At 67.8% G+C, this 21,782-nt stretch carries 18 protein-coding genes; 6 read left to right on the top strand and 12 right to left on the bottom strand.

What is annotated here, in order from left to right; translation table 11 throughout:
- Window positions 1-341: 341 nt before the first annotated feature.
- From TVD_RS05080 to smc, 7 genes are all read right to left on the bottom strand, one after another.
- On the bottom strand, window positions 342-692 hold the full coding sequence (locus tag TVD_RS05080) for a MarR family EPS-associated transcriptional regulator (RefSeq protein ID WP_047250970.1): 351 nt from the start codon (window positions 690-692) through the stop codon (window positions 342-344).
- A gap of 724 nt (window positions 693-1,416) precedes the next feature.
- The gene (locus TVD_RS05075; protein ID WP_047250969.1) at window positions 1,417-2,583 is read right to left on the bottom strand and encodes a nucleotide sugar dehydrogenase; all 1,167 of its coding nucleotides are present in this window, start codon (window positions 2,581-2,583) and stop codon (window positions 1,417-1,419) included.
- A gap of 229 nt (window positions 2,584-2,812) precedes the next feature.
- Window positions 2,813-4,714 carry a polysaccharide biosynthesis protein gene (locus TVD_RS05070; RefSeq protein ID WP_047251909.1) on the bottom strand — a complete coding sequence of 634 codons (1,902 nt, stop codon included), beginning with the start codon at window positions 4,712-4,714 and terminating at the stop codon, window positions 2,813-2,815.
- A gap of 295 nt (window positions 4,715-5,009) precedes the next feature.
- On the bottom strand, window positions 5,010-5,462 hold the full coding sequence (locus tag TVD_RS05065) for an REP-associated tyrosine transposase (protein ID WP_047250968.1): 453 nt from the start codon (window positions 5,460-5,462) through the stop codon (window positions 5,010-5,012).
- A 218-nt stretch (window positions 5,463-5,680) separates the two neighbouring features.
- The gene (gene ligA / locus TVD_RS05060) at window positions 5,681-7,771 is read right to left on the bottom strand and encodes an NAD-dependent DNA ligase LigA (RefSeq protein ID WP_047250967.1); all 2,091 of its coding nucleotides are present in this window, start codon (window positions 7,769-7,771) and stop codon (window positions 5,681-5,683) included.
- Window positions 7,768-8,985: a cell division protein ZipA gene (locus TVD_RS05055; RefSeq protein WP_047251908.1), complete on the bottom strand. Its 1,218-nt coding sequence runs from the start codon at window positions 8,983-8,985 to the stop codon at window positions 7,768-7,770. Before TVD_RS05055 ends, ligA begins: the two co-directional genes overlap by 4 nt.
- 39 nt (window positions 8,986-9,024) lie before the next feature.
- Window positions 9,025-12,519, bottom strand: coding sequence for a chromosome segregation protein SMC (gene smc, locus TVD_RS05050; RefSeq protein WP_047250966.1), 3,495 nt, complete (start codon window positions 12,517-12,519; stop codon window positions 9,025-9,027).
- 217 nt (window positions 12,520-12,736) lie between these two features.
- Between smc and queF the strand changes: the two genes are divergently transcribed.
- The 4 genes from queF (at window position 12,737) to cysZ (ending at window position 15,793) form a co-directional block, all read left to right on the top strand.
- Window positions 12,737-13,159 carry a preQ(1) synthase gene (queF, locus tag TVD_RS05045; RefSeq protein ID WP_018145957.1) on the top strand — a complete coding sequence of 141 codons (423 nt, stop codon included), beginning with the start codon at window positions 12,737-12,739 and terminating at the stop codon, window positions 13,157-13,159.
- 11 nt (window positions 13,160-13,170) lie between these two features.
- A complete protein-coding gene (locus tag TVD_RS05040) occupies window positions 13,171-14,466 on the top strand; it encodes an FGGY-family carbohydrate kinase (protein ID WP_047250965.1) in 1,296 nt (431 codons plus the stop codon).
- 378 nt (window positions 14,467-14,844) lie between these two features.
- Complete coding sequence (locus tag TVD_RS05035; protein ID WP_018650312.1) at window positions 14,845-15,054, top strand: DUF3185 family protein; 210 nt, start codon at window positions 14,845-14,847, stop codon at window positions 15,052-15,054.
- 10 nt (window positions 15,055-15,064) lie between these two features.
- Window positions 15,065-15,793, top strand: coding sequence for a sulfate transporter CysZ (gene cysZ, locus TVD_RS05030; RefSeq protein WP_047250964.1), 729 nt, complete (start codon window positions 15,065-15,067; stop codon window positions 15,791-15,793).
- A 264-nt stretch (window positions 15,794-16,057) separates the two neighbouring features.
- Here the strand turns inward: cysZ and TVD_RS05025 are convergent, their stop codons facing one another.
- The 3 genes from TVD_RS05025 to TVD_RS05015 form a co-directional block, all read right to left on the bottom strand.
- Entirely contained in the window at window positions 16,058-18,040 is a 1,983-nt protein-coding gene (locus tag TVD_RS05025) for a DUF1631 family protein (RefSeq protein WP_047250963.1), read from the bottom strand.
- A gap of 213 nt (window positions 18,041-18,253) precedes the next feature.
- Window positions 18,254-18,580: a non-heme iron oxygenase ferredoxin subunit gene (locus TVD_RS05020; protein ID WP_019593985.1), complete on the bottom strand. Its 327-nt coding sequence runs from the start codon at window positions 18,578-18,580 to the stop codon at window positions 18,254-18,256.
- Window positions 18,581-18,633: 53 nt separating this feature from the next.
- The gene (locus TVD_RS05015) at window positions 18,634-19,008 is read right to left on the bottom strand and encodes a hypothetical protein (protein WP_019568738.1); all 375 of its coding nucleotides are present in this window, start codon (window positions 19,006-19,008) and stop codon (window positions 18,634-18,636) included.
- A gap of 233 nt (window positions 19,009-19,241) precedes the next feature.
- Here TVD_RS05015 and TVD_RS05005 point away from each other — a divergent pair, with 233 nt between their 5' ends.
- A complete protein-coding gene (locus TVD_RS05005) occupies window positions 19,242-19,448 on the top strand; it encodes a hypothetical protein (RefSeq protein WP_019628359.1) in 207 nt (68 codons plus the stop codon).
- Window positions 19,449-19,462: 14 nt separating this feature from the next.
- Here the strand turns inward: TVD_RS05005 and TVD_RS05000 are convergent, their stop codons facing one another.
- Window positions 19,463-19,912, bottom strand: a complete 450-nt coding sequence (locus TVD_RS05000) for a YaiI/YqxD family protein (protein WP_019563830.1) — start codon at window positions 19,910-19,912, stop codon at window positions 19,463-19,465.
- 173 nt (window positions 19,913-20,085) lie between these two features.
- On the opposite strand from TVD_RS05000, the gene TVD_RS14035 reads away from it, so the two are divergent.
- On the top strand, window positions 20,086-20,262 hold the full coding sequence (locus tag TVD_RS14035) for a PLDc N-terminal domain-containing protein (RefSeq protein WP_018145966.1): 177 nt from the start codon (window positions 20,086-20,088) through the stop codon (window positions 20,260-20,262).
- 22 nt (window positions 20,263-20,284) lie between these two features.
- Here the strand turns inward: TVD_RS14035 and TVD_RS04995 are convergent, their stop codons facing one another.
- The gene (locus TVD_RS04995; protein WP_047250962.1) at window positions 20,285-21,769 is read right to left on the bottom strand and encodes a MinD/ParA family protein; all 1,485 of its coding nucleotides are present in this window, start codon (window positions 21,767-21,769) and stop codon (window positions 20,285-20,287) included.
- Window positions 21,770-21,782: the final 13 nt, after the last annotated feature.

The following is a 21,782-nucleotide window of genomic DNA, read 5'->3' as shown; positions in this document are numbered from 1 at the left end:
ACCTTGTGATCCCGAAAATCGTGTCGTGGTTATCCGAGATCTCCCGCGTCCGGGCAATCCCACCACTGGAGATCCCGGCTCTCCGCTTCGCTGCGGCCTGGATGACGGGGTGGGAGAACGCTGCGGTCGGGATTACGGATCCGGGGTAGCGTACGGCCGGGGTGATGCGTTGGGGTAGCACTGCTGCCGACTGCCGGGCCGGACTAGCGCTCTGGCCCGGTTCCCACGCGGGAGGGCGGCATGGGCTCGTCCGGCTTTGGCTGGGCCTTCGCGCGCAGGCCCACTCCCACAAACGGATCCCGGGTGTCGATTCCCCTCTGCTCGGCATCCCTTCCCTCGTTCTACGGGGTCGGGGGCTCGTTCGAGGGCTCTGTGCCCTGGAGCTCGGCGCGGAGCTGTTCGATTTCGGTCATCAGGGCTTCGTGCTCAGCGCGTTTGCGCTGGAGCAGGCCGTACGCCAGGCGGGCCTTTTCCTGCAGGCCGTTCGGCGTGAGCTGGTACAGGTAGGCCGAGCGGTTGTCCGAGCGGCGGAAGTTCTGCGCCTTGACCCAGCCGCGGTCCAGCACGGCCCGGAGTGCATAGTGTGTCTTGCCCACTGACAGGCCCAGCGCCCGCGCGAGCTGGCGCTGGCTCATGTCCGGCTCGCGCTCCAGCAGGCGGAGCACTTCCAGATGAAGGTCTTCTTCAATCAATGGGTTATCTAGTTGGTTGGCAGCGTCTGGGCACGCTACCGCCAAGACGGTACACCCGGATTTTAGTGGGCCCGCCTCGACTGGAGGATCTATTTTTTCCCGTACGTTCACGGGTTGAACGCGCATTGGACCATTTACCGGAAGCGCGATCAACGATCACCCGCAGGCGAGGGGTCGGCTTTGGCAAGTGTCTCGCGGGCCCACCCGTCCCCCACAGGTTGTTCCCGGCTGTGCTTACCCCCTGCCCCTGCCCCTGCCCCTGCCCCTGCCCCTGCCCCTGACCGCCGCTGCAACCGTGCCCGGCCTCATTACCCGCGCTCCACTGCCCCGTATTCTGTCACCCCGCAAACCGCACTACCCCACCGTCATCCCGGGGCCGTAGAGCCCCCTCTACCGTCATCCCGGCCGTAGCAAAGCGGAGAGCCGGGATCTCCCGCGGTGGGGTCACCCGGACGTCGGGGATCCCGGATAACCGCTTCGCGGTTTCCGGGATGACGGGGAGCGTCACCGGGATGACCGTGTGAGGTACGGTCCCGAGAGGACGGGCAGGGTGAGTGAGCTACAGGCGGGCTGACACCACGGCCAGTGCGACTACGGCCGGAATGCGGTACCGAAGGGCGTCGGCGCAGGTGGCCTTTATCGGGAGGAGCCGAACCCGTTTGGCGATGAGGGCGCTGGACAAGCCCGACCGCCCAGAGGCTGCTCTCCTGCACGAGCACGATGTTCAGTCGTTGTTAAAGAGGTCGCGGGAGTAGATCTTATGGGTCTGGTCACGGATATCGTCGGTGATGCGGTTCGCGACGATGACGTCGGCGACACGCTTGAACTCGTCCAGGTCGCGGATGACGCGGGAGTGGTAGAACTCGTCATCGGGGAGTTCCGGCTCGTAGACGACGACCTCGATGCCCTTGGCCTTGATGCGCTTCATCACGCCCTGGATGGCGGAGGCGCGGAAGTTGTCGGAGCCGCTCTTCATCACCAGGCGGTAGATGCCGACGACCTTCGGCTGACGCTTGATGATCGCGTCGGAAACAAAGTCCTTGCGCGTGCGATTGGCGTCGACAATGGCCTTGATGATGTTGTTCGGGACCTCGTCATAGTTGGCCAGCAGCTGCTTGGTGTCTTTCGGCAGGCAATAGCCGCCAAAGCCGAACGACGGGTTGTTGTAGTGGCTGCCGATGCGCGGATCCAGGCAGACGCCCTCGATGATCTGGCGCGTATCCAGGCCGTTCGCTTCGGCGTAGCTGTCCAGCTCGTTGAAATACGCCACGCGCATGGCCAGGTAGGTATTGGCGAACAGCTTGATCGCCTCGGCCTCGGTCGAGTGCGTGAAGACCATGGGGATATCGTCGTCCATCGCGCCTTCCGCCAGCAGCCGGGCGAAGGTCTCGGCCCGCTCGGACTGCTCGCCGACGATGATCCGGGAGGGGTGCAGGTTGTCGTACAGCGCCCGCCCCTCGCGCAGGAACTCCGGCGAGAACACGATGTTGTCGGTCTCCAGCTGCGCCTTGATCTCGCGCGTGTAGCCGACCGGCACGGTGGACTTGATGACCATCACCGCATGCGGATTGATCGCCAGCACATCGCGGATGACCGACTCCACCGTGGCGGTGTTGAAGTAGTTGGTCTGCGGGTCGTAGTCCGTCGGTGTGGCGATGATCACGAAGTCCGCGTCCGCGTAGGCCTCCTGCTTGTCCAGCGTGGACTTGAGGTTCAGCGCATGGTTTTCCAGGAAGTCCTGGATCTCGACATCGATGATCGGGGAGTGCTTGCGGTTGATCTGCTCGACCTTCTCCGGCACCACGTCGAGCGCTACGACCTCGTGGTTCTGCGCGAGCAGGACGGCGTTGGAGAGCCCGACGTAGCCGGTTCCGGCGACTGCGATTTTCATTCCTGGTTTCCTTCCTGTTGCAATCTGTGTAGCCAAGTTCGTCGGCCGTGCGTCCGAGCCCCGTAGGAGCCGCCTTGACGGCGAAGCCCCTGCCGAAGGCCGGCGCGGGCAGGGGCTTCGCCTGCGAGCAGGCTCCTACAGGGGCGCTGGCACGTTTGCCCAGCGCCCGAGGATACTGGGGCGCCATGAACAATGATGCGATCGGGGGCACGAAAGGTTAACGCCCGCCTTACCCCGCCACGCGTTCCTGCGGTGGGTGATTGGCCGGGGCGTACTCGTGTACTACAGCGCGGATGGTGCGGCAGGCCCGCTCGGTGTCCATGTCGTGGTCGGCCTGGTCCAGCTGGTTGAGGGCTGCGTGCAGGTCCTTCGCCGATACGCAGTCCTCGCGTGCGCGCATGATCCGCGGATGGCCTGTGGCCTGGACGTTGTCGCCGATCAGCAGCTCCTCGTAGAGCTTTTCGCCCGGACGCAGGCCGGTGAATACGATCTCCACACCATCTTCGGGCACGCCGTCTTCCTTCACTTGACGCCCATGCAGGTGGATCATGCGGCGCGCCAGGTCCACGATGCGGACCGGCTCGCCCATGTCGAGCACGTAGACTTCGCCGCCCTCGGCCATGGCACCGGCCTGGATTACCAGTTCGGTCGCCTCGGGGATGGACATGAAGTAGCGCGTGATCTCCGGATGGGTCACCGTCACCGGGCCGCCATCGCGGATTTGCTGGTGGAACAGCGGCACCACGGAGCCGGACGAGCCCAGCACGTTGCCGAAGCGCACCATGCTGAAGATGGTCCCGCGCTGCTCTCGGGCGCGATCCTGCAGGACCATCTCGGCCAGGCGCTTGGTGGCGCCCATGACGTTGGTGGGGCGCACGGCCTTGTCGGTGGAGATCAGGATGAAGCGGTCCACTCCCGCATTGAGCGCTGCCTCCGCGAGCACGGCGGTACCGAATACATTGTTGCGCACGCCCTCGATCAGGTTGGCCTCGACGATCGGCACATGCTTGTAGGCCGCGGCGTGGTACAGCGTTTGTACGCTGTGTTCCGCCAACACGGCAGCCACGCGCCGCGCATTGGTGACGGAGCCCAGCACCGCGTGGACGGCCGGGCACCGGTCCAGTTGCGCCGCGGTTTCCTGCAACTCGCGTTCGATGCTGTACAACGCAAACTCGTTGCGCTCGAACAGGATCAGCGTCGCCGGTTCGAGACGAATGATGCGCCGACACAATTCCGAACCGATGGAGCCGCCCGCCCCGGTCACCATGACGACGCGGTCGCGCACACTGCAGGTGAGTAACTCCGGGTCCGGCGGTACGGCATCACGACCGAGGAGATCGGCGATGTCGACGTCCTCCAGCTGCTCGAGACTCGCATGCCCGGAGACCACTGACTCCATCGACGGGACCGTCTGCACGTACACCGGAAGCGGTTCCAGCTGTTCCAGGATGCGCCGGCGTTCCTGGCGCGTCGCGGACGGGATGGCCAGGAGCATCCGCTTGACCCGAAAACGCGACACAAAGCGCTCCAGACGATCCGGACTATGGACGGGAATCCCGTCGATCGAACTCCCCTGCAGGCTGCGATCCTCGTCTACGAAGGCGACCACTCGAAACCGGCCCCCGGCCTTGAGCCCGGACAGGAGCTGCACGCCGGCCTCGCCCGCCCCGAACACCACCACCGGCTCGGCACCCGAGGCCGCCTCGATGATCGAGCGATACCACGTGCGCACCAGGAACCGGCTGCCGCCGACATAGATGAAGGCCACGATCGCGAAATTGATCGGCGCCGACCGCGGGAAACCTTCGACTTGCGCCAGGGTTGCAGAAGCCCACAGCACCAGTGCCAGGATCACCACCCCGGAACCCACAGCCCAGATGGTGCGCGCCCCCATGAATCGCACAACGGCCCGATAAAGCCCCAGCCTCACGAACAGCGGGATACCAATCAGCACCACCAGCGGGAACAGCCACCAGGTCTCCAGCATGATCGGCGGGAACGGCTCGGCCAGGCGGATCGCAAAGCCAGACCACAACGCCAGCGGCAGCATGACGGTATCCGCCATCACCATGAGCCAGCGCTTCTTCGAGCGCGGCAGCTTGAACAAGCTTTCCAGGCCCTTTCTCAGCATGATCTGCAACACCGTTCCGGCATGTCTCGCCCGACTCTCCCGTCCACAAAAATTGCCTGAATTACACTACAGCAAGTGTACGTGCCGGGCGCTGCCGCTCTCCATCGCGGCGAGCGGAGCATAAGCAAACCGTTATAAAAATGCACTCGTGGCACCACCTCGCGCACCGCACCGCACCGTAGGAGCCTGCTCGCAGGCGAAGCCCCTGCCTGACTCGAGCTTTGGCAGGAGCTTCGCCGCCAAGGCGGCTCCTACGACAACCCCGGTGCATGAGCTCCTACCGGGGATTGCGGAGCTAAAGCCAGATGGCATCCCACAGCGGATAATCACCCAGGTTGTGAACCAGCCCCGCCCTTAGCGGGTTGGCGACCACATAGCGGGCGACTGCCGGGAGATCCTCTTCCCGGCGTAATGCGCGGTCGTGGAAGCCCTTCTGCCAGATGTGGCATCGCGTGCCCTCGAGGCGTCCAATGCGGCGAGTGGTGTTTGCCTTGACCTTTTGTACCGCCACCGGGAGTTCGCCGTGGTCCAGTTGCAACAGCCAGTGCAGGTGGTCCGGCATGACCACGAAACATAAAGTCGTGACGAGATCTTCAACCTCTCGCAACGACTGTACACAGCAACGAGCCCGGGAAAACTCTGCAAACCATGGCCGCCGGCCCGCACACACCGTTGTGACGAGGTAGATGCGCCCCGGCTCGCTGAACCGGCCGCTTCGCAGGCGATGCCCTTCTGCCTTCCGTGGCATGGGACCTCCTTCGCTATTCCGTTTCGTGTTCGAGGATATCAGGCGCGGGTGGCAACGTTGAGGCTGGCAGGGGCTTCGTCGCCAAGGCGGCTCCTACAGGGGCAGCCCCGTGCACGAACACCCCCGGTAGGAGCCTGCTTGCAGGCGAACGCCCCTGCCCGGGGCCGGCTCTGGCGGGGGCTTCGCCGCCGAGGCGGCTCCTACCGGGCCGGGGTTCATCAGGCGAGGAGTTGGGCGAGGTCGTCGGGGCCGAAGATGGGGATGTCGAGGGATTCGGCCTTGGTGACCTTGGAGCCGGGGTCGGCGCCGGCGATGACGGCGGTGGTCTTTTTGGAGACGGAGCCGGTGATCTTGGCGCCGCGGGCCTCGAGGGCGGCCTTGGCCTCGTCGCGGGTCATGGTGTCGAAGCTGCCGGTGAGGACGTAGGTGCAGCCGGCCAGAGGCGCGTCGTCACCGGTCTCCGCGGCCTCGCGCCGGGGCGGGTCGGGCCAGTGCACACCGGCCTCGCGCAGGGCGCGGATCACCTCGAGGTTGTGCGGCTCGGCGAAGAAGTTGGCGATGTGCTCGGCAACGATGGGGCCGACATCCGGGACTTCCTGCAGCGCCTCGGCATCCGCCTGCATCAGCGCGTCGAGGTCGCCGTAGTATTCGGCCAGGTTGCGGGCGGTGACCTCCCCCACCTCGCGGATACCGAGCGCGAAGATGAAGCGCGCCAGCGTGGTCTCGCGCGCCTGTTCCAGCGCGTTGACCAAGTTCGCGGCAAGCTTGGGGCCGACCCGTTCCAGCGCCTCGAGGCGTTCGGCATCCAGGGCGAAGAGATCCGCCGGGCTTTGCACGACGCCGCCGTCGGCCAGCTGCTCGATGATCTTCTCGCCGAAGCCCTCGATATCCATCGCGCGGCGCGAGACGAAGTGCTTGAGGGCCTCGCGCCGCTGCGCCGGGCATACCAGCCCGCCGGTACAGCGGGCGACGACCTCGCCTTCGGTGCGCTCGATGTGCGAGTCGCACTCCGGGCAGGCCGCGGGCATCTCGATGGCGCGGGTGTCCGCGGGGCGCTCACCGCCGGCACGGCCGACCACCTCGGGGATCACGTCGCCGGCGCGGCGCACGATCACGCGGTCGCCGATGCGCACGTCCTTGCGCGCGATCTCGTCCATGTTGTGCAGCGTGGCGTTGCTAACCATCACTCCACCCACCAGCACCGGCTCCAGGCGCGCCACCGGGGTGAGCGCGCCGGTGCGGCCGACACGGAATTCGACATTGTGCAGCGTGGTGGTGCGCTCCTCCGCCGGGAACTTGTGGGCGATGGCCCAGCGCGGCGCGCGCGAGACGAAGCCCAGCTGCTGTTGATCGGCCAGGGCATCCACCTTGTACACGATGCCGTCGATCTCGTAATCCAGCCCCGCGCGGCGGGCGGCGAGGCGCTCGTAGTAGTCGAGACAGGCCTCGACACCCTCCAGCACCTCGCGCTCCGGGCAGGCCGGGAAGCCCAGGCGCTGCAGCCAGTCCAGGGTGCCGGACTGGGTGTCCGGCAGCGTCCCGCCCTCGACGAAGCCCACCGAGTAGGCAAAGAAGCTGAGCGGGCGGCGGGCGGTCACCTTCGAGTCCAGCTGGCGCAAGCTGCCGGCGGCGGCATTGCGCGGGTTCATGAAGCCGCGCAGGCCATCGGCCTCCAGCCCGGCATTCAGGCGCTCGAAGTCGGCCCGGCGCATGAAGACCTCGCCACGCACCTCCAGCACCCGCGGGGCGTCGTTGGTGAAGCGGTCGCCCAAATGCAGCGGGATCGGGCGCACGGTGCGCACGTTCGCGGTTACGTCCTCGCCGGTCTCGCCGTCGCCGCGGGTGGCAGCCTGGACCAGGCGCCCGTCCTCGTAGATCAGGCTGATGGCGAGGCCGTCCAGCTTGGGCTCGGCCATGTAGGTGACGGCGCCCTCGCCGCGCGCAGGGTCGCCAGTCTGTTTCGCCAGACGCTCGCGCACCCGGCGGTCGAAGTCGCGGATCGCGTCCGCCTCGAAGCCGTTGGCGAGCGACAGCATCGGCAGGCGATGCCGGACGGTGGCAAAGCCCTCGGCCGGGGTGGCGCCCACGCGCTGGGTGGGCGAATCGGGGGTGACAAACTCCGGGTGGTCCGCCTCCAGTTGCTCCAGCTCGCGCATCAGGGCGTCGAACTCGGCGTCCGATACCTCGGGGTCGTCGAGCACGTAGTAGCGGTAGTTGTGATGCTCGATCTGGCGACGCAGCGCGTCGATGCGCGTCTTCGGAGAATCCGTCGAGCCAGCCTGCGAGGCAGGCGAACCCGACCGGCTCACCGCGTACTCCGCCGGCGCAGCACATCCGGGCGGTGGCGACGCAGCCAGTCGCTCAGGTCCTCGCGCATGTAGGCCAGCGTCTGGTTGGTCGCGGTGGACTGCTGGGCATCCAGGATGCTGCCACCGAGATCGCGCGCCAGCACGTGGGCATGCTCCAGCAACGCCTCGAAGGCACGCTGCGGCTCGGCGCTGCGATGCACCTGGGTAAACAGCGTGACGCCGGGCGTCATCATGTCCGCCAGGTCTTCCTCGCGCAGGGTGCCGGGCGGGACCATGTTGGCGGCGGAGAACAGCGGCACGCCGGCATCCGTCTCCGGTTCAAAGAAATGGTAGATATCCATCTCGCCGGGGGTCATTCCAGCGCGCTGCATCGCCGCACCCAGGGCGACGCCGGTAAACGGCTTGTTGCGCGGCGCGACCACGTGCAGCAGCAGGATTTTCTCCTCCGACGGGCGGCGTTCGGCCCTCGGATTGCGCCCCACCACGCGCGGCTCGGACACGTATTCGCCCAGCGTCTCCATATCCGGCGCCGGCTGTTCGATCAGGTCCGGGTTCATCTCGTGGTCCGGATCCAGATGCTCGCCCAGGGTGTCATGGGCGCGCGTTGGCTTGAGCTTGCGCGGACGCAGGCGATCCATGCCGGAACGCAGACGTGCACCCAGCCCCCCGAACGCCTCGCGGGCCCGCTCGACCGGGGCGCTGGTCGAACCCTTGCGCCGGGCACGGGCCGGGCGATCCTCGGGCGACGGTTCGAACGCCCCGTGCGGCGGGGGCGGCGTGGGCTCGTCGTCGCTGTCCAGCACGCCGTAGATGTCCTGGGCGCGTTCACCCCGCCGGCCGTAGTCCGGTTCCAGATCCGGCTCGTCGTCGTTGGCGGTCACGCCGAGGTGTGGCTCGTGGCGCTCCTCGCGCGCCGCGCCGGGGATGCGCGGCTCGTCAAACGCGGGTTCGCGCGCGCCGCCGGTGCGAACGCTGCGGCCGGTATCCAGCGGATCGCCCCAGCCGGCCTCCGGTTCAGCGGAGTCCCCGGGCTCGGCCGGCGCGTACCAGCGCTTGTCGCCCGGCTCGTCACTGGCACGGATATGCACGGCCTCGTCGCCCCAGTCCGCGGCATCGTCCTCCATATCGCGCTGCTGCGCCCGCGCGCGCAGACGATGGGCGGCCCAGATCCCCGCGATCAGGACAATCCCCAAAATGACCAGGCTGATACGCATCCAATCCACAAAAAACCTCGTTGATCCCGGTACCGACGGTCAGGCCTCGGCCAGTTCCACAGCCTCGTCGATATCCACGCTAACCAGGCGCGACACGCCCGGCTCGTGCATGGTAACGCCGATCAGCTGTTCCGCCATGGCCATCGTTGCCTTGTTGTGAGTAATGAAGATGAACTGGATCTGCTCCGACATCTCGCGCAGCAGGTCACAGAAGCGGCCGACGTTGGCCTCGTCCAGTGGGGCGTCCACCTCGTCCAGCATGCAGAAGGGCGCCGGATTCAGCTCGAAGATCGCGAACACCAGGGCCGAGGCGGTGAGCGCCTTCTCGCCGCCGGACATCAGGTGGATGGTCGACAGGCGCTTGCCCGGCGGGCGCGCCATGATGGTGACCCCGGTATCCAGCAGGTCGTCACCGGTCATCTCCAGCCGCGCCTCGCCACCGCCGAACAGGCGCTGGAACTTGTGCCCGAGCCCGGCATTCACCTGATCGAAGGTCTGCTTGAACAGCGCCCGGGTCTCGCGGTCGATGCGGTGCATCGCCTGCTCCAGGGTTTCCAGCGCCTCGATCAGGTCGGCGTGCTGCTCCTCCAGGTAACGCGAGCGCTCCTCCAGACTGCGCGCCTCATCGATCGCCGCCAGGTTGATCGGCCCGAGCTTCTCGATCTTGCGATCCAGTTCGCCGATCGCCTGTTCCCAGGCGGGGACGGTCGCGTCCTCCGGTAGTTCGGGCGCGAGGGCCTCGGCGGCAAAGCCGGATTCCTGGAACTGGGTCTTGAGCTGCTCGATCTGCACCGAACGTTCGCGCAGGTCCAGGCGCAGCTCCTCGCAGGTGGAACGCTGCGCCTCGACCCGGTTGCCCAGCTCGGTGCTGGTGCTCGCCAGCTCGCGCAGCCGCGCGTCGCAGGCCTCCAGATCCGCCCGCGCCTGGGTCAGGCGGGCCTCGGCCGCCTGACGCTGTTCCGCCGCGGTCTGCAGGTCTGCGCGCCACTGCTCCAGCGGGCCCTGGCGGTCGCTGAGCCCCTGCGCCAGGCGCTCGCGGCGCTGGGCGTCGTCCTCGCGCTGGCGCTCCAGGCGCCCGCGTTCGTTCTGTTCGCGCTCCAGGCGGTGGCGCGCCTCCTGCTCGGCCATGCGCGCCTGACTGGCCGCGTCGCGCGCCGCGCGCACCGCGTCGCGGGCTCCGGTCTGGGCCGTGCGCGCGGCCTCGACCCGCGCCTCCAGAGCGGTGCGGTCGGCCTCCAGGGTCTCGATGCGGGACAGGGCCCCGTTGCGTTCGGCCTCCGCCGTGGCGAACTGCTCGCGGGCGCGCGCGGCCTCGTCGTCCAGCTCGCCCGCCTCGCGGTCGATGCGTTCCTGCTGCTGCTCGAGCTGGCGCGCCTGGTCGCGCAGGCGTTGCACGCGGCGCTCACGGTCCTCGATCTGCGCGTTTTGTTCGTGGATCTGCCCGTCCAGCGCCTCGCGCCGGGCGCGGGTGGCCGCGATGGTCTCGTTGCGTTCTTCCAGCGCAGCCTGCAGCCGGCTCACCTGCGTGTTCAGGTCTTCCTGGCGTTCCTGCAGCTCGCGCGCCAGGCGGACGCGGGCCACCGCACCGCTGGCCCCACCCTCCAGCGTGCGATGAGCGACCCAGCCCGGGCCCAGCCAGGTGCCGTCCGGCGTAATCACGCTCTCGCCCGGTCCCAGGGTGGCCAGGCGCGTCCGCGCCGCGTCGGCATCCTCCGCGCAATGCACCAAGGCGAGCCAGGCGGTGACGACCGGGGAGCCCTGTACCTGCCCGGCCAGGCTCCCCGCCGGCACCTCCGGCGTGTGCGACAGGCCCGTGCCGACCAGGCGCAGCATCGCCTCGGGGAGATCCGGCGCGGTCTCCGGCTGATCGGTGACGGCGGCCTCCAGCCAGGTGCCCAGCACCATCTCCACCGCGGTATCCCAGCCCTCGGTCACCTCCAGCTGCTGCACCAGCGGGCGCGACAGGTCCAGCCCGTGCTCGCGCGCCCAGGCCTCGCGGCGGGCGCGGGTCTCCTGCGGGTCATCCTCGCCGGCGAAGTGCTCCAGCCCCGCCAGGCGCCCGGCGACCTCGCGCGCCTCGCGTTCGGTGGCGTGCAGGGTGTCCCGCTCCTCGCGCTGGGCCTGTTCGAGATCGGCCAGCGCGGCCTGCTGCTGGTCGCGTTCGCCCTGCAGCCCCTGCAAGCGCTCGCGCAGTCCGGTGAGTTCCGCGTCCAGGCGGTCGGCCTCGGTGCCCGGGTGGGTCTGCGGCAGCGCCGCGCGCTCGGCTTCCACGCGTTCCTGGCGCTGGGCGACGCGCTTGAGCAGCTGCTCGGCGTTGTCCATGCGCGAGCGCGCGAGCTGGGCGTTCTGGCGCGGCTCGGCGAGCGAGCGTTCCCACTCGGTCAGCGCCTCGCGTGCGCTCTGGTATTCGGTTTCGGCGCCTTCGGCGGCGGCCTCCAGGCGTTCGCGCTCGGCCTCGGCGGTCGCGGCGGCCGAGCGGCGTTGTTCGCTCTCCTGCTCGGCCTGGGCGATGCGCGCCTCCACCGCCTGGTGTTCGCTGGCGGCTGCCTCGATGCGGCTTTCGAGCTGGCGCAGTTCGGCCTGTTCGCGTGTCAGTTCGTCCTCCGCATGGCGGATGGACTGCTCCAGGCGCGAGACCTCGGCGGCGCGATCGTAATAGGCGCTTTGTGCCTCGGTGGTGGCCGCCTCCAGCTCGACCCGCTCCTGGCGTGCCTGCTCGGTGGCGGTCTGCGCCTTTTGGGCCTCGGCCTGGCTCGCAGCCAACGCGGTCTCGGCGTCGTTCAGGCGGCCGCGGCTGGCCTCCGTCTCCTGCTCCTGGGCCTGCAGGCGCAGCAGGATGGCCTCGGCGCGCTTGCGCCGGCGCTCGGCGGCCAGCGCCTGGTAGCGCTCGGCAGTCGCGGCCTGGCGGTTGAGGCGCTCGGCCTGCTTGGACACCTCGTCGCGCACGTCGTCGAGGCGTTCCAGGTTCTCGCGGGTATGGCGTACCCGGTTCTCGGTCTCGCGGCGGCGCTCCTTGTACTTGGAGATACCGGCCGCCTCTTCCAAGTAGACGCGCAGCTCTTCGGGGCGCGCCTCGATCAGTCGCGCGATCATGCCCTGCTCGATGATGGCGTAGCTGCGCGGGCCCAGGCCGGTGCCCAGGAACAGGTCGACCACGTCGCGCTTGCGTGCGCGCTGGCCGTTGAGGAAGTACTTGGACTGGCCGTCGCGGGTCAGCGCGCGCTTGACCGCGATCTCGCCGTAGCCGCTGTACTCGCCGCCCAGGCGACCGTCGGAGTTGTCGAACACCAGCTCGATGGAGGCCTGCCCCACCGGCTTGCGGCTGGAGGAGCCGTTGAAGATGACATCCTCGCTGGAGTCCCCGCGCAGGTGCTTGGCCGAGGACTCGCCCATGACCCAGCGCACGGCATCGATGGTATTGGACTTGCCACAGCCGTTCGGCCCGACCACGCCCACCCGGTTGCCGGGGAGGACGAGTGTGGTCGGGTCCACGAACGACTTGAAGCCGGCCAGCTTGATTCGGGCGAGTCGCACGTTCGGCGCTATCCGCGGTCAGGAAAGTCGGGGTTAGAATGGTACACGCTTAGACCTTTACCGTGACCCACTGCCAGTTCGACAAACGAACCGCTTCACGAAACCATACAAAACCCTGCGGCGCGCCTGCACGCCAAGCCTTCCTTGCCTCCCGCTTTGGCGGGGGCTTCGCGGGCAGGCCCGCTCCCACAGGAACGACCGAGGACGCGACAAACCCATGCCCAGCCAGCCGAGCAAGACCCTGGAAACCTTCGACAACCCGGCGCCGGAGAACGATTTCGCGATCTATATCCGCGTCCCGGAGTTCACCTGCCTGTGCCCCGCCACCGGGCAGCCGGACTTCGCCGAGATTCATATCCAGTACGTTGCCGACGGCAAGTGCGTGGAGCTGAAGTCGCTGAAGAACTACATGTGGTCCTACCGCGATGAGGGCGCATTCCACGAGGCGGTCACCAACCGCATCCTGGCGGATCTGGTGGCGGCGACCGACCCGCGCTACATGCGCCTGACCTCGTATTTCAACGTGCGTGGCGGCGTCTATACCACGGTGGTTGCGGAACATCGCAAGCCCGGCTGGACGCCCCCGGAGCCGGTGCACCTGCCGGCGCCGACGCGCAGCCCGCTGGACATGAACGGCTGACCGAGCCTGCCATGCACGCCATCGGCATTGATCTCGGCACCTCCGGGATCCGGCTGGCGCTGCTGGACCCGGAGGGGGCGCGCATCCACGGCGCGCACCGGGCACTGCCGGCGTCGGTCGGGGGCGACGAGCAGCGGGCGGAACAGAACCCGGCCCTGTGGTGGGCCATTGTGCGCGAGCTGCTGCGTGAAGCGGCCGCGCATCTGCACGGCGAGCCCGCCGCCATCGCGGTGGATGGCACCTCCGCCACCCTGCTGCGCCTGGATGCCGACGGACGCCCGACCCATCCGGCCCTGATGTACAACGATGCCCGGGCCACCGACATGCTGTCGGTGCTGGCCGGGGTCGCGCCCGCGGACTCCGCCGTGCACAGCCCCAGCTCGTCGGCAGCCAAGCTGTTGTGGCTGCGTCGCCACGAGGGGCTCTCCGGCGTGCGCCGCGTCCTGCACCAGGCCGACTGGGTTACCGGACGCCTGCGCGGGCGCTTCGACCGCATGGACGAGAACAACGCCCTGAAGCTCGGCTACGACGCGCTGTGGGGCGGCTGGCCGAACTGGCTACAGGAGACCCTGGGCAGTGACGCGTCGCTGCTGCCGGAGGTGGTCCCGGCCGGGACGGTACTGGGCCCGCTGGACCCGGAAATGGCGGAATCGCTGCATCTGAACCCGGCCTGCCGGATGGTCGCCGGCACCACCGACAGCATCGCCGGGTTCCTTGCCTCCGGTGTGGGCGACGACACCACGGGCGTGACCAGCCTGGGCTCCACGCTGGTGATCAAGCAGCTGGCCCCGGAGCCGATCTACGCCCCGGAACTCGGGATCTACAGCCACCGGCTGCTGGGGCGCTGGCTAGTGGGCGGGGCCTCCAACAGCGGCGGCGCGGTGCTGCGCCAGCAGTTCGACGATGCGGCCCTGGAGCGGCTGAGCGCCGCGATCGACCCCGAGACCGACAGCGGGCTCGACTATCTCCCCCTGCCCCGCCGCGGCGAACGCTTCCCGGTCAACGACCCCGAGCTGCAACCCCGCCTCACGCCCCGCCCCGAGGACGACGCGCGTTTCCTGCAGGGGCTGTTCGAGGGGGTTGCCCGGGTGGAGCACGACGGCTATGAGCGCCTGTTCGAGCTGGGCGCCCCGCGCGTGGAGCGTGTCGTGTCCCTGGGTGGCGGCGCCCAGAACCCCGTGTGGACACGCATCCGCAGCCGGATCCTGGGATTGCCGGTGACCACCGCCGAGGACGACGATGCCGCCAGCGGCGCCGCCCGGCTCGCGCGCATCGGCGTGGGGCTGGAGACGGGTTTCACGGGCTGACCGGCCAGGCCGAGAGGCTCGGCAATCGCCCGCTTTGGCCGGGGCTTCGCCTGCAAGCCGACCGCGATGCCGGGTGGGGCCACCAATTCCATGAGGGGGATCTTGTGGGAACGGCCTTGGCCGCGAAGCCCCCGGCAAAACCGGACTCGGACAACAAACGTAGGATGCGATGAGCGCAGCGAATCGCATCATTGCTCAGCCCCCCCGGTGATTGATGCGATTCGCTGCGCTCATCGCATCCTACGGCGCTGTTTGCCAGAACAAGGCACGGGCAGGCCGTTCCCACAAAACCCGTCCCACGATGTGCTCTGCCATGACGCCGAGGGTGCGGATCGGTGCTACATTCGGGGGAGGCACCCAACAACAAGGGGATACGACATGCACTGGACGCGAATTCTCGGCATTGCACTGCTGGTGGGCGGCATCATCCTGCTGGTGATGGGCTACAACGCAACGGAAAGCCTGGGCGAGGAACTGCACCAGGAGTTCATGGGGCGCTATACGGAAGACACGCGCATGTACCTGATCGCTGGCGGGATCATGTCCGTCGTGGGCCTCGTACTCGCGATCTTTGGGGTGCGCCGCTAAGGGCACATCCGTGCCCGCCGGCACCCTCCGCCTGACGCCGCTGGTCGCCTTCCTCGCGCCGTTTCGCGGGCTCGCGCGCGTATTCGACCCGGGCCTGCGCGGTCTGGTGATCGGCCCGTTGATCATCAACATCCTGGTCGTAATCGGGCTCGCGACGGCCGCCGGGGTCGGCTTCGAGGCCCTTCTGGCGGCCTGGCTGCCCGGCGGGTGGGACTGGCTCGCCTGGCTACTGTGGCCCCTGTTCGCACTGGCGCTGCTGGTGGCCTTTGGGGTCTCCGCCGTCGCGCTGGCGGCGATCATCGCCAGCCCGTTCTCCGGACCACTGGCCTACCGCACCGCCCGCGGGCTGGGCCACGAGCCCCGCCAGCCGGCGCGCTCGTTCCTTGGCGAGATGGGCCACGCGACCGTAACCGCGCTGCGCAAGGCCGGCTACTACGGCCTGCTTTTTATCCCCGTGCTGCTGATCACGGTGATCCCCGGACTGAACCTGCTGGCCCCGATCGCCTGGTTCACGTTCGGGAGCTGGGTGCTGGCCGTGGAATTCCTGGAGGCGCCGCTGGCCAACGACGGCCTGGCATTCGCCGAGGTCCGCAAGACCGTGCGCGCCCACCGGCTGGAGACCCTGAGCTTCGGCGCCGGGACCACGCTGCTGGCAATGGTCCCGCTAGTGAATCTGCTGCTGGTACCGGCCGCGGTCATCGGCGCGACCCACCTGCGAGTGCGCCTGCCCCGGGCCTAACGTCGGGACACTCCAGATGGACGCGAACGTCTCCGAACAGGGCTTTTCACAGGGCGCAACGCCCCTACCTCCACCATAGTCCGGGGTACTCAAGCCCGATACCAGCCGCGTCGTCGTTAAAAAGCCCGTACGGCGCTCGGCACCAACGCTCTCACCCCGATTCCCTTGCCGTCTCCGGACCCTCTCGGGTGCCCCACCCTTGATCCCTCTTCGTGCCTTCTTGGTGCCAGAGAGGCCTTTGGCCTTTGGCGCCAAAGGCGCAGGTCAGGCGAGCAGGGCATCCAGCGGGTTGTCGTCGGGGAGCGGGCGCATGCGGCCCTCGCGCAGTTCCTGGGCCACACCCTGCAGGGAGTGGCGCCGGCTGGCGCCCAGATCCAGCGACAGGAACAGATAGCCACGGGTGGCCTCGCCACGCCAGACCAGGCCCATGCGGTGCAACTGCCCGGTTGCCTTGTCGACCACCTCGAACCACTCGCCGGTACGAATGCGGCTGGCATCGAAGACCCAGGGATCGTCAAGATCGGTCAACAAGTCGGGGTCGTCATCCTCGAGGCGCACGGCCCGCCGCGCTTCGATGCGCGCCTGCGGATCGAAGCGCGGCTCGTCGGCGGAGGCCCGGATCCGTTGCAGATGGGCCTGCCCCAGGTGCTGCACGACCGCCTTGACGCGCGCCTCGTCGGCGCCATGCTCACGTGCGGTGGCCACGATGCGCTGCACCAGCGGGTTCGCTTCCTGTGGGGTCGCCTGGTTGCAGATGGCCCGCACGAGCTCCTGCACCTGGCCATCCAGCACCTGCACAGCCGCCTCGTCCACTGCCAGCAGGTCCTCCCAGGCCTCGGCGATCTGCTCGGCGGAACACTCCGGGAGCTCGGCCCCGGTCTCCAGCACGCAGACCGTCAGGGTGCGCCGGGCGCGGGCCGCGCGTTCCCTCTGACACATCGGCCCCGTGAACTCGGCCGCCTGCGCCTGCCAGTGTTCGTGTTCCACGGCCACGGCGGCGGCCCAGTTGTCTGCCAGTGCCTGCGCCGCAGGGCGATCCAGATCTTCGATCGCACGCCCCAGGTGTTCGATACTCCGGCGCATGGCTTCCAGGTAGCGGCGGACCGTCTCCGAGTCCTCCGCGCTGACCTCGGGGCTGATCCGTACGCCCGTATTGATCAGGCTACCGACCCATTCGCGCAAGGGATGCCCGGGGTCGTGGAAAAATTGGAGGTCGTGGCTAACCGCACGCACCAGTAGCGGCTGCAGCTCCAGCATCACTGCGCGAAACGCTGCATGGCAATCGAGGTGACGCGATACCTCGGCGAATACACCGGCCAGGACCCTTTCGATGACGCTCTCGATCCGTGGTTCCGCCGTGGCTTCGCCCGCCACGGCGGCGGTCGCGGTGCCACCGCCGCCTGCCGCAACTCCATGGCCCGATGGTAGCCAGCCAGCCGCCGCGGCCCACTGCAACCAGTCCGCCGCGCCGGCATCCGGGGCCGGCATCACGGCACCAGAGACCGCAAGGCCCCCTGCTCCGCCAACCGCAGGTGCGGCGCTCTCCGTGGCAGCCGATTCCGACGCCGTGGCGGGGCCCGCTTCCCGGGTGGCATGGGCCCAGCTCGCACGCGGCGACGCTCCGGGCAAGTCGCCCTCCGGGACCTCGGACACCGGCTCTCTGACCAGCCCGCAGCCCTCGACTGTCTCGACCACAAAGGCCAGAGTCGGTGCGGCCGTCTGGCCCAGGCAACGCACGTAGGCTCGCATCAGGCCCAGCGTCATATCCGTCCGGCCGAACTGTTCCTCGGCCGACTCGATCAGGCGCTCGTACCAGTTCAGCGGCGACCACGGCGCCCAGCCGGGGTGCTCGAAGCGGTGATCCTCGCGCGCGGCCTGGAGGAATACGAACCAGGAGTAGCGATTCTGCTCGCGGACCAGCCCTTCGAGCTTGTGGCGCAGGGAACGGCGGGTGGACTGGTAATCGTCCAGGATTTGCAGGCCGGAGTTGTCATCGGCGTAGCTGGAACCGGAGAATTCGTACTCGGGTGGGTAGGTTGTGGAGACAAAGTCACGCTCCAGGGCCTCCTCGAACTGACGACGCAGCACATATTGATAGCCTTGGAGCTGGTTCGCCCACTCCGCGCTGTCGGCCTCGTCACCGCCAGCGGACCAATCCTGCGCGACGGATTCCAGACAGCGCTCAAGGTGATCGGTCACCCGCGGGACGATCCCGCGCACCAGTTGCTGGCGCTGGGCATCCGACAAACCGGACAGACCCGACCAGACCGCGGCCGGGTCCGCGGCCCGTGCTTCCCTGTCTGTATGCTCCCTGCCTGCCATCGATGAGGTGTCCTCGTATTGCTGCGTGGTGGCTCGCGTTAGTTCAGCGTGAGCCCGTCCACAGTGTACAGGCGCGATCAAAGCGGGACATCCAGTGCAATTTCGCACCGGACAGGGAGACCCTTGCTGAGACGTTCCCTAAAGGTCCAGCGGCTGCGTTCCCACCTGAACCATTTCGCCCTCGACACGCACGGGGAACCGGGTCAGTGGTTCCTCGGCAGGCGCGGCCATCACCTCGCCGGTTCGCAGGCAGAACTGGGCCTCGTGCATCGGACACGTGATGCAGTCATCGGCGCCGATCTCCCCATCCGCGATGGGCACATCCTCGTGAGTACAGAGGTTCTCCACGGCAAAATATTCACCACCCAGGTTAAAGATCGCCACCTCGGTATCCGCTGTCTCCACCAGGCGATGATCGCCATCCTGGATGGTCCCGACCGGGGCTACGTCAATCCATTCCGTCATCACGACTCCTTTGCTTCTGAAAATCTCCGTATCGCCCCCCCTGCGCTTGCAGCTCAGGGGGACGCCCGCAGGGCCGCGGTCGCGGCCGCATCGATCTCGATCCGCCGGCCCTCTTCCGGGTGGTAGGAGAAGCGCCCCACCACCCGCAAGTTCTCGCCCAGGTGATCACGCACCGCCGACCCGGGCTTGACCGCCACGCGGTTGATGGCGTCGTCTTCCAGCCAGTAGTGCTCCGGATCATCAAAACGATTCACGACACCCTCGGTTTCCACCAGTTCGCCATTGAAGGCCGGCGCGGATGCAGCCAGCTGTTCCAGGGTCACCGGCGATACCCGCTCGCCCCCGCAAGCCACCAGCAGGGCGGTCATGGCCAGCCCCAGCCACACGGCATTGATCCCTTTCAGCACGATCTTCTCTCCCAGTTGCACTCGCGGCGACTGCCGACGCTTATCCGGCTCCAGCCTACCGAAACTGCGCCATGTCACGCCCATTCACCCCTGAATGACGGGCCTAAGAAAACCTGCATCCATTCGCGCGACGTCGGCCACGTCGAACTTCAGGAGCGTTATCGTTCGGAGGTGCACGCTCAAGCTGATGGCATCGCCGCCGTTACCCTGGGCAGGTAAATCGCACACACCCGCGATCAAGGACGGCCCCACCAGTGAACTCTTCACGCCACCATCATCAGGCCCCGCGGACCTGGAACAACGCCCCATCCTCGCCGAAGGAATACCGCCAAGGGACTGTCAGCCCCAGCCGGGACCATTCCATCACCGTTGCGCAGGAATCCCGGAGTACCGCGCAGGATGATGACTGGGTACAGCTCGCCAACGAAACCCTGAAACTGATCCGCCAGCTACGCATCTAGGGAAACCGAGGACGCTATTTCACGTTCTGAGCAAGCCAGCGATCCAGGGCATTGCCGAAGGCCTGGCGGTCGCGCGGACCTAGCGCCGCCGGGCCGCCGGTCTCGACCCCACTGGAGCGCAGCGTGTCCATGAAGTCGCGCATGCTGAGGCGCTCGCGGATGTTGTCGGGAGTATAGAGTTCGCCCCGGGGATTCAACGCCTGCCCGCCGTTCTCGATCACATCCGCGGCGAGCGGGATGTCTGCGGTGATGACCAGGTCCCCGGTGCCAATGCGCCGGACAATCTCGTTGTCGGCCACGTCGAACCCGGCGCCGACCTGGATCGAGTCGATCAGCTTCGACGGCGGCGTGCGCATCGGCTGATTGGCCACCAGCGTGACCGGAACCCCCGTGCGCTTCGCCGCACGAAACAGAATCTCCTTGATGACCGCGGGGCAGGCATCCGCGTCGACCCATATCTTCATGGTTCTCCTTCCCGAAAGCTCGCTGATGATCGGGGCGCAGGGTAGTCGTTTGCGGCGCCCGGCACATTTCCCCACCGTTCGGATTGGCGCCGGGGCGGTACACGTGCTATCTGCTTGGGAGACGTCAACCAACATGCTTGGCCCTTCCGGCCAAGCCTCGCAAGGAGCAATACATGGGCATTGAAGTCACCGGCATTCTGGGCCTGATCTGGCTGCTGATCGTGATCTGGGCAATCGTGCGCACCGCACAAAGCCCCGCGACCCCCATAGTGAAAGTACTGTGGATCCTGATCCTGCTGTTTCTTCCCCTGGTCGGTCTGATCGCCTGGTTGCTGCTCGGGCCCAAGTAGGCCCAACCCAGGCACCGGGCGCTCACATCCGGCGCAGGAACTCCGCAAGGGTCGGCGCGTCATCGCCCCCCTGACGCAGTCGCTCGAGTAGCGCCTCCTGGGGACCAAAACGGGCCGCGTCGTAGGCAGTTGCCGGCACACGAGACGCGGAGCCCGCCCGAGCGGGCCTGGCGGTCGACTCGTCCCGACCCTTCCAGCCGAAATCGGGCGGAGGACGGTCAGCCCCGGGGCGTCGACCCTCCCCGGCTTGCATGGTCGCCGGCGCCGCTACGTCTTGGGGTGCGTCCATCGCGGGCGCAAGCCGCGCACGCAAACGGCCCAGCAACCCGGCATGGGCCTCCGGATCCGCCTGCAGCGCGTCCACCAGTGCCATCAGATCGATCGCAGCGCGGCCTGTTCGCGCCCGGTACTGCTCGTGCATGGCGTCCAATTCCACCGCCAGCGCCTCGGGCTCGGAGACCTCCAGGGCCGCGTCGAACGCCGCGCGCAAGCGCCCGAGCACACCCTCTTCGCTGCCCAAACCGTCCGAGGCTTCCGAGGCTTCCGAGGCTTCCGAGGCTTCCGAGGCTTCCGAGGCTTCCGAGGCATGGTCGACCGAGGGCGGCTCCGCAGCGAGCGCCGGGGCTTGTGGACGGGCGTCCCCCAACGGCGTATGCGCAGCCGGATCATCCTGCTGCAGACGACGCCGCCAGAAAAGGCTGAATGCTGGCGCGTCTTCATGCGGAAGGCTGTCTTCCAGGGCATTCGCCAGACGCTGGAACGGACGCGCCGAGGGGTCATTCTCGGCGAACAGGGCGACCGGGTGCTGCAGTGTGACGGCCGAGCGGAGGCTTTCGTCGCGCTGGACGAAGCCGAGAAATTCGACCCGGGTATGCAGATATTTCTCGACGGCATTGGCAAACCGCTGGAAGACGCTGCGGGCCTCGGCGACATCCGCCACCATGTTCACGATCACGCGGACATCCAGGGCCTGACGCCGCAACGCCAGCTTGAGCAGGGAGAACGCATCGGTCAGCGAGGTCGGTTCCGGCGTCAGCACCAGCAGGACCTGGTGCCCGGCCGCGAGGAAATCGAGCGTGGTATCACCGATGCCCGCGGCGGTATCCAGCAGCAGGTCGTCGAAATCCGCCTCGATGTTCGCCAGTTCCTCCGCCAGCCGCTGCTGATGCGCCCCGGAGAGCTCCGCATATTCGCGAATACCACTGGCGCCGGGGATGATCTTCAGGCCGTGCGGCCCTTCCAGCAGGATATCGCGGATTCCACATTCGCCCGCCAGGACCTCCGCCAGGCCCTGTTGCGGGCGCAACCCCAACAGTATGTTCACGTTGGCGAGGCCGGTATCGCCATCCAGGATGCCGACCCGCCGCCCGCGCCGCGCCAGTGTGATCCCCAGGTTCACCGCAATGCTGGACTTGCCCACCCCGCCCTTGCCGCTGGCCACGACAAGGACCCGCGGGCGCGCGGCGACCCCGGAACGGGTATCCGTCAAGGCGCTGTGACGGGACATCGCGGCTTCCTGC

It is taken from the genome of Thioalkalivibrio versutus (assembly GCF_001020955.1).
In the GTDB taxonomy this organism is placed as follows: Bacteria; Pseudomonadota; Gammaproteobacteria; order Ectothiorhodospirales; family Ectothiorhodospiraceae; genus Thioalkalivibrio; species Thioalkalivibrio versutus.
Note: the sequence above shows the minus strand (reverse complement) of the source record. Positions and strands in the feature narration are given on the sequence as shown.

Coding starts and splice junctions, on each gene's coding strand:
- TVD_RS05040 (WP_047250965.1), top strand. CDS start 13,171: ATGCACGCCATCGGCATTGATCTCGGCACCTCCGGGATCCGGCTGGCG.
- TVD_RS05055 (WP_047251908.1), bottom strand. CDS start 8,985: ATGCGTATCAGCCTGGTCATTTTGGGGATTGTCCTGATCGCGGGGATC.
- TVD_RS05035 (WP_018650312.1), top strand. CDS start 14,845: ATGCACTGGACGCGAATTCTCGGCATTGCACTGCTGGTGGGCGGCATC.
- TVD_RS05000 (WP_019563830.1), bottom strand. CDS start 19,912: ATGAAGATATGGGTCGACGCGGATGCCTGCCCCGCGGTCATCAAGGAG.
- TVD_RS05075 (WP_047250969.1), bottom strand. CDS start 2,583: ATGAAAATCGCAGTCGCCGGAACCGGCTACGTCGGGCTCTCCAACGCC.
- TVD_RS05020 (WP_019593985.1), bottom strand. CDS start 18,580: ATGACGGAATGGATTGACGTAGCCCCGGTCGGGACCATCCAGGATGGC.
- TVD_RS04995 (WP_047250962.1), bottom strand. CDS start 21,769: ATGTCCCGTCACAGCGCCTTGACGGATACCCGTTCCGGGGTCGCCGCG.
- queF (WP_018145957.1), top strand. CDS start 12,737: ATGCCCAGCCAGCCGAGCAAGACCCTGGAAACCTTCGACAACCCGGCG.
- TVD_RS05070 (WP_047251909.1), bottom strand. CDS start 4,714: ATGCTGAGAAAGGGCCTGGAAAGCTTGTTCAAGCTGCCGCGCTCGAAG.
- TVD_RS14035 (WP_018145966.1), top strand. CDS start 20,086: ATGGGCATTGAAGTCACCGGCATTCTGGGCCTGATCTGGCTGCTGATC.
- TVD_RS05065 (WP_047250968.1), bottom strand. CDS start 5,462: ATGCCACGGAAGGCAGAAGGGCATCGCCTGCGAAGCGGCCGGTTCAGC.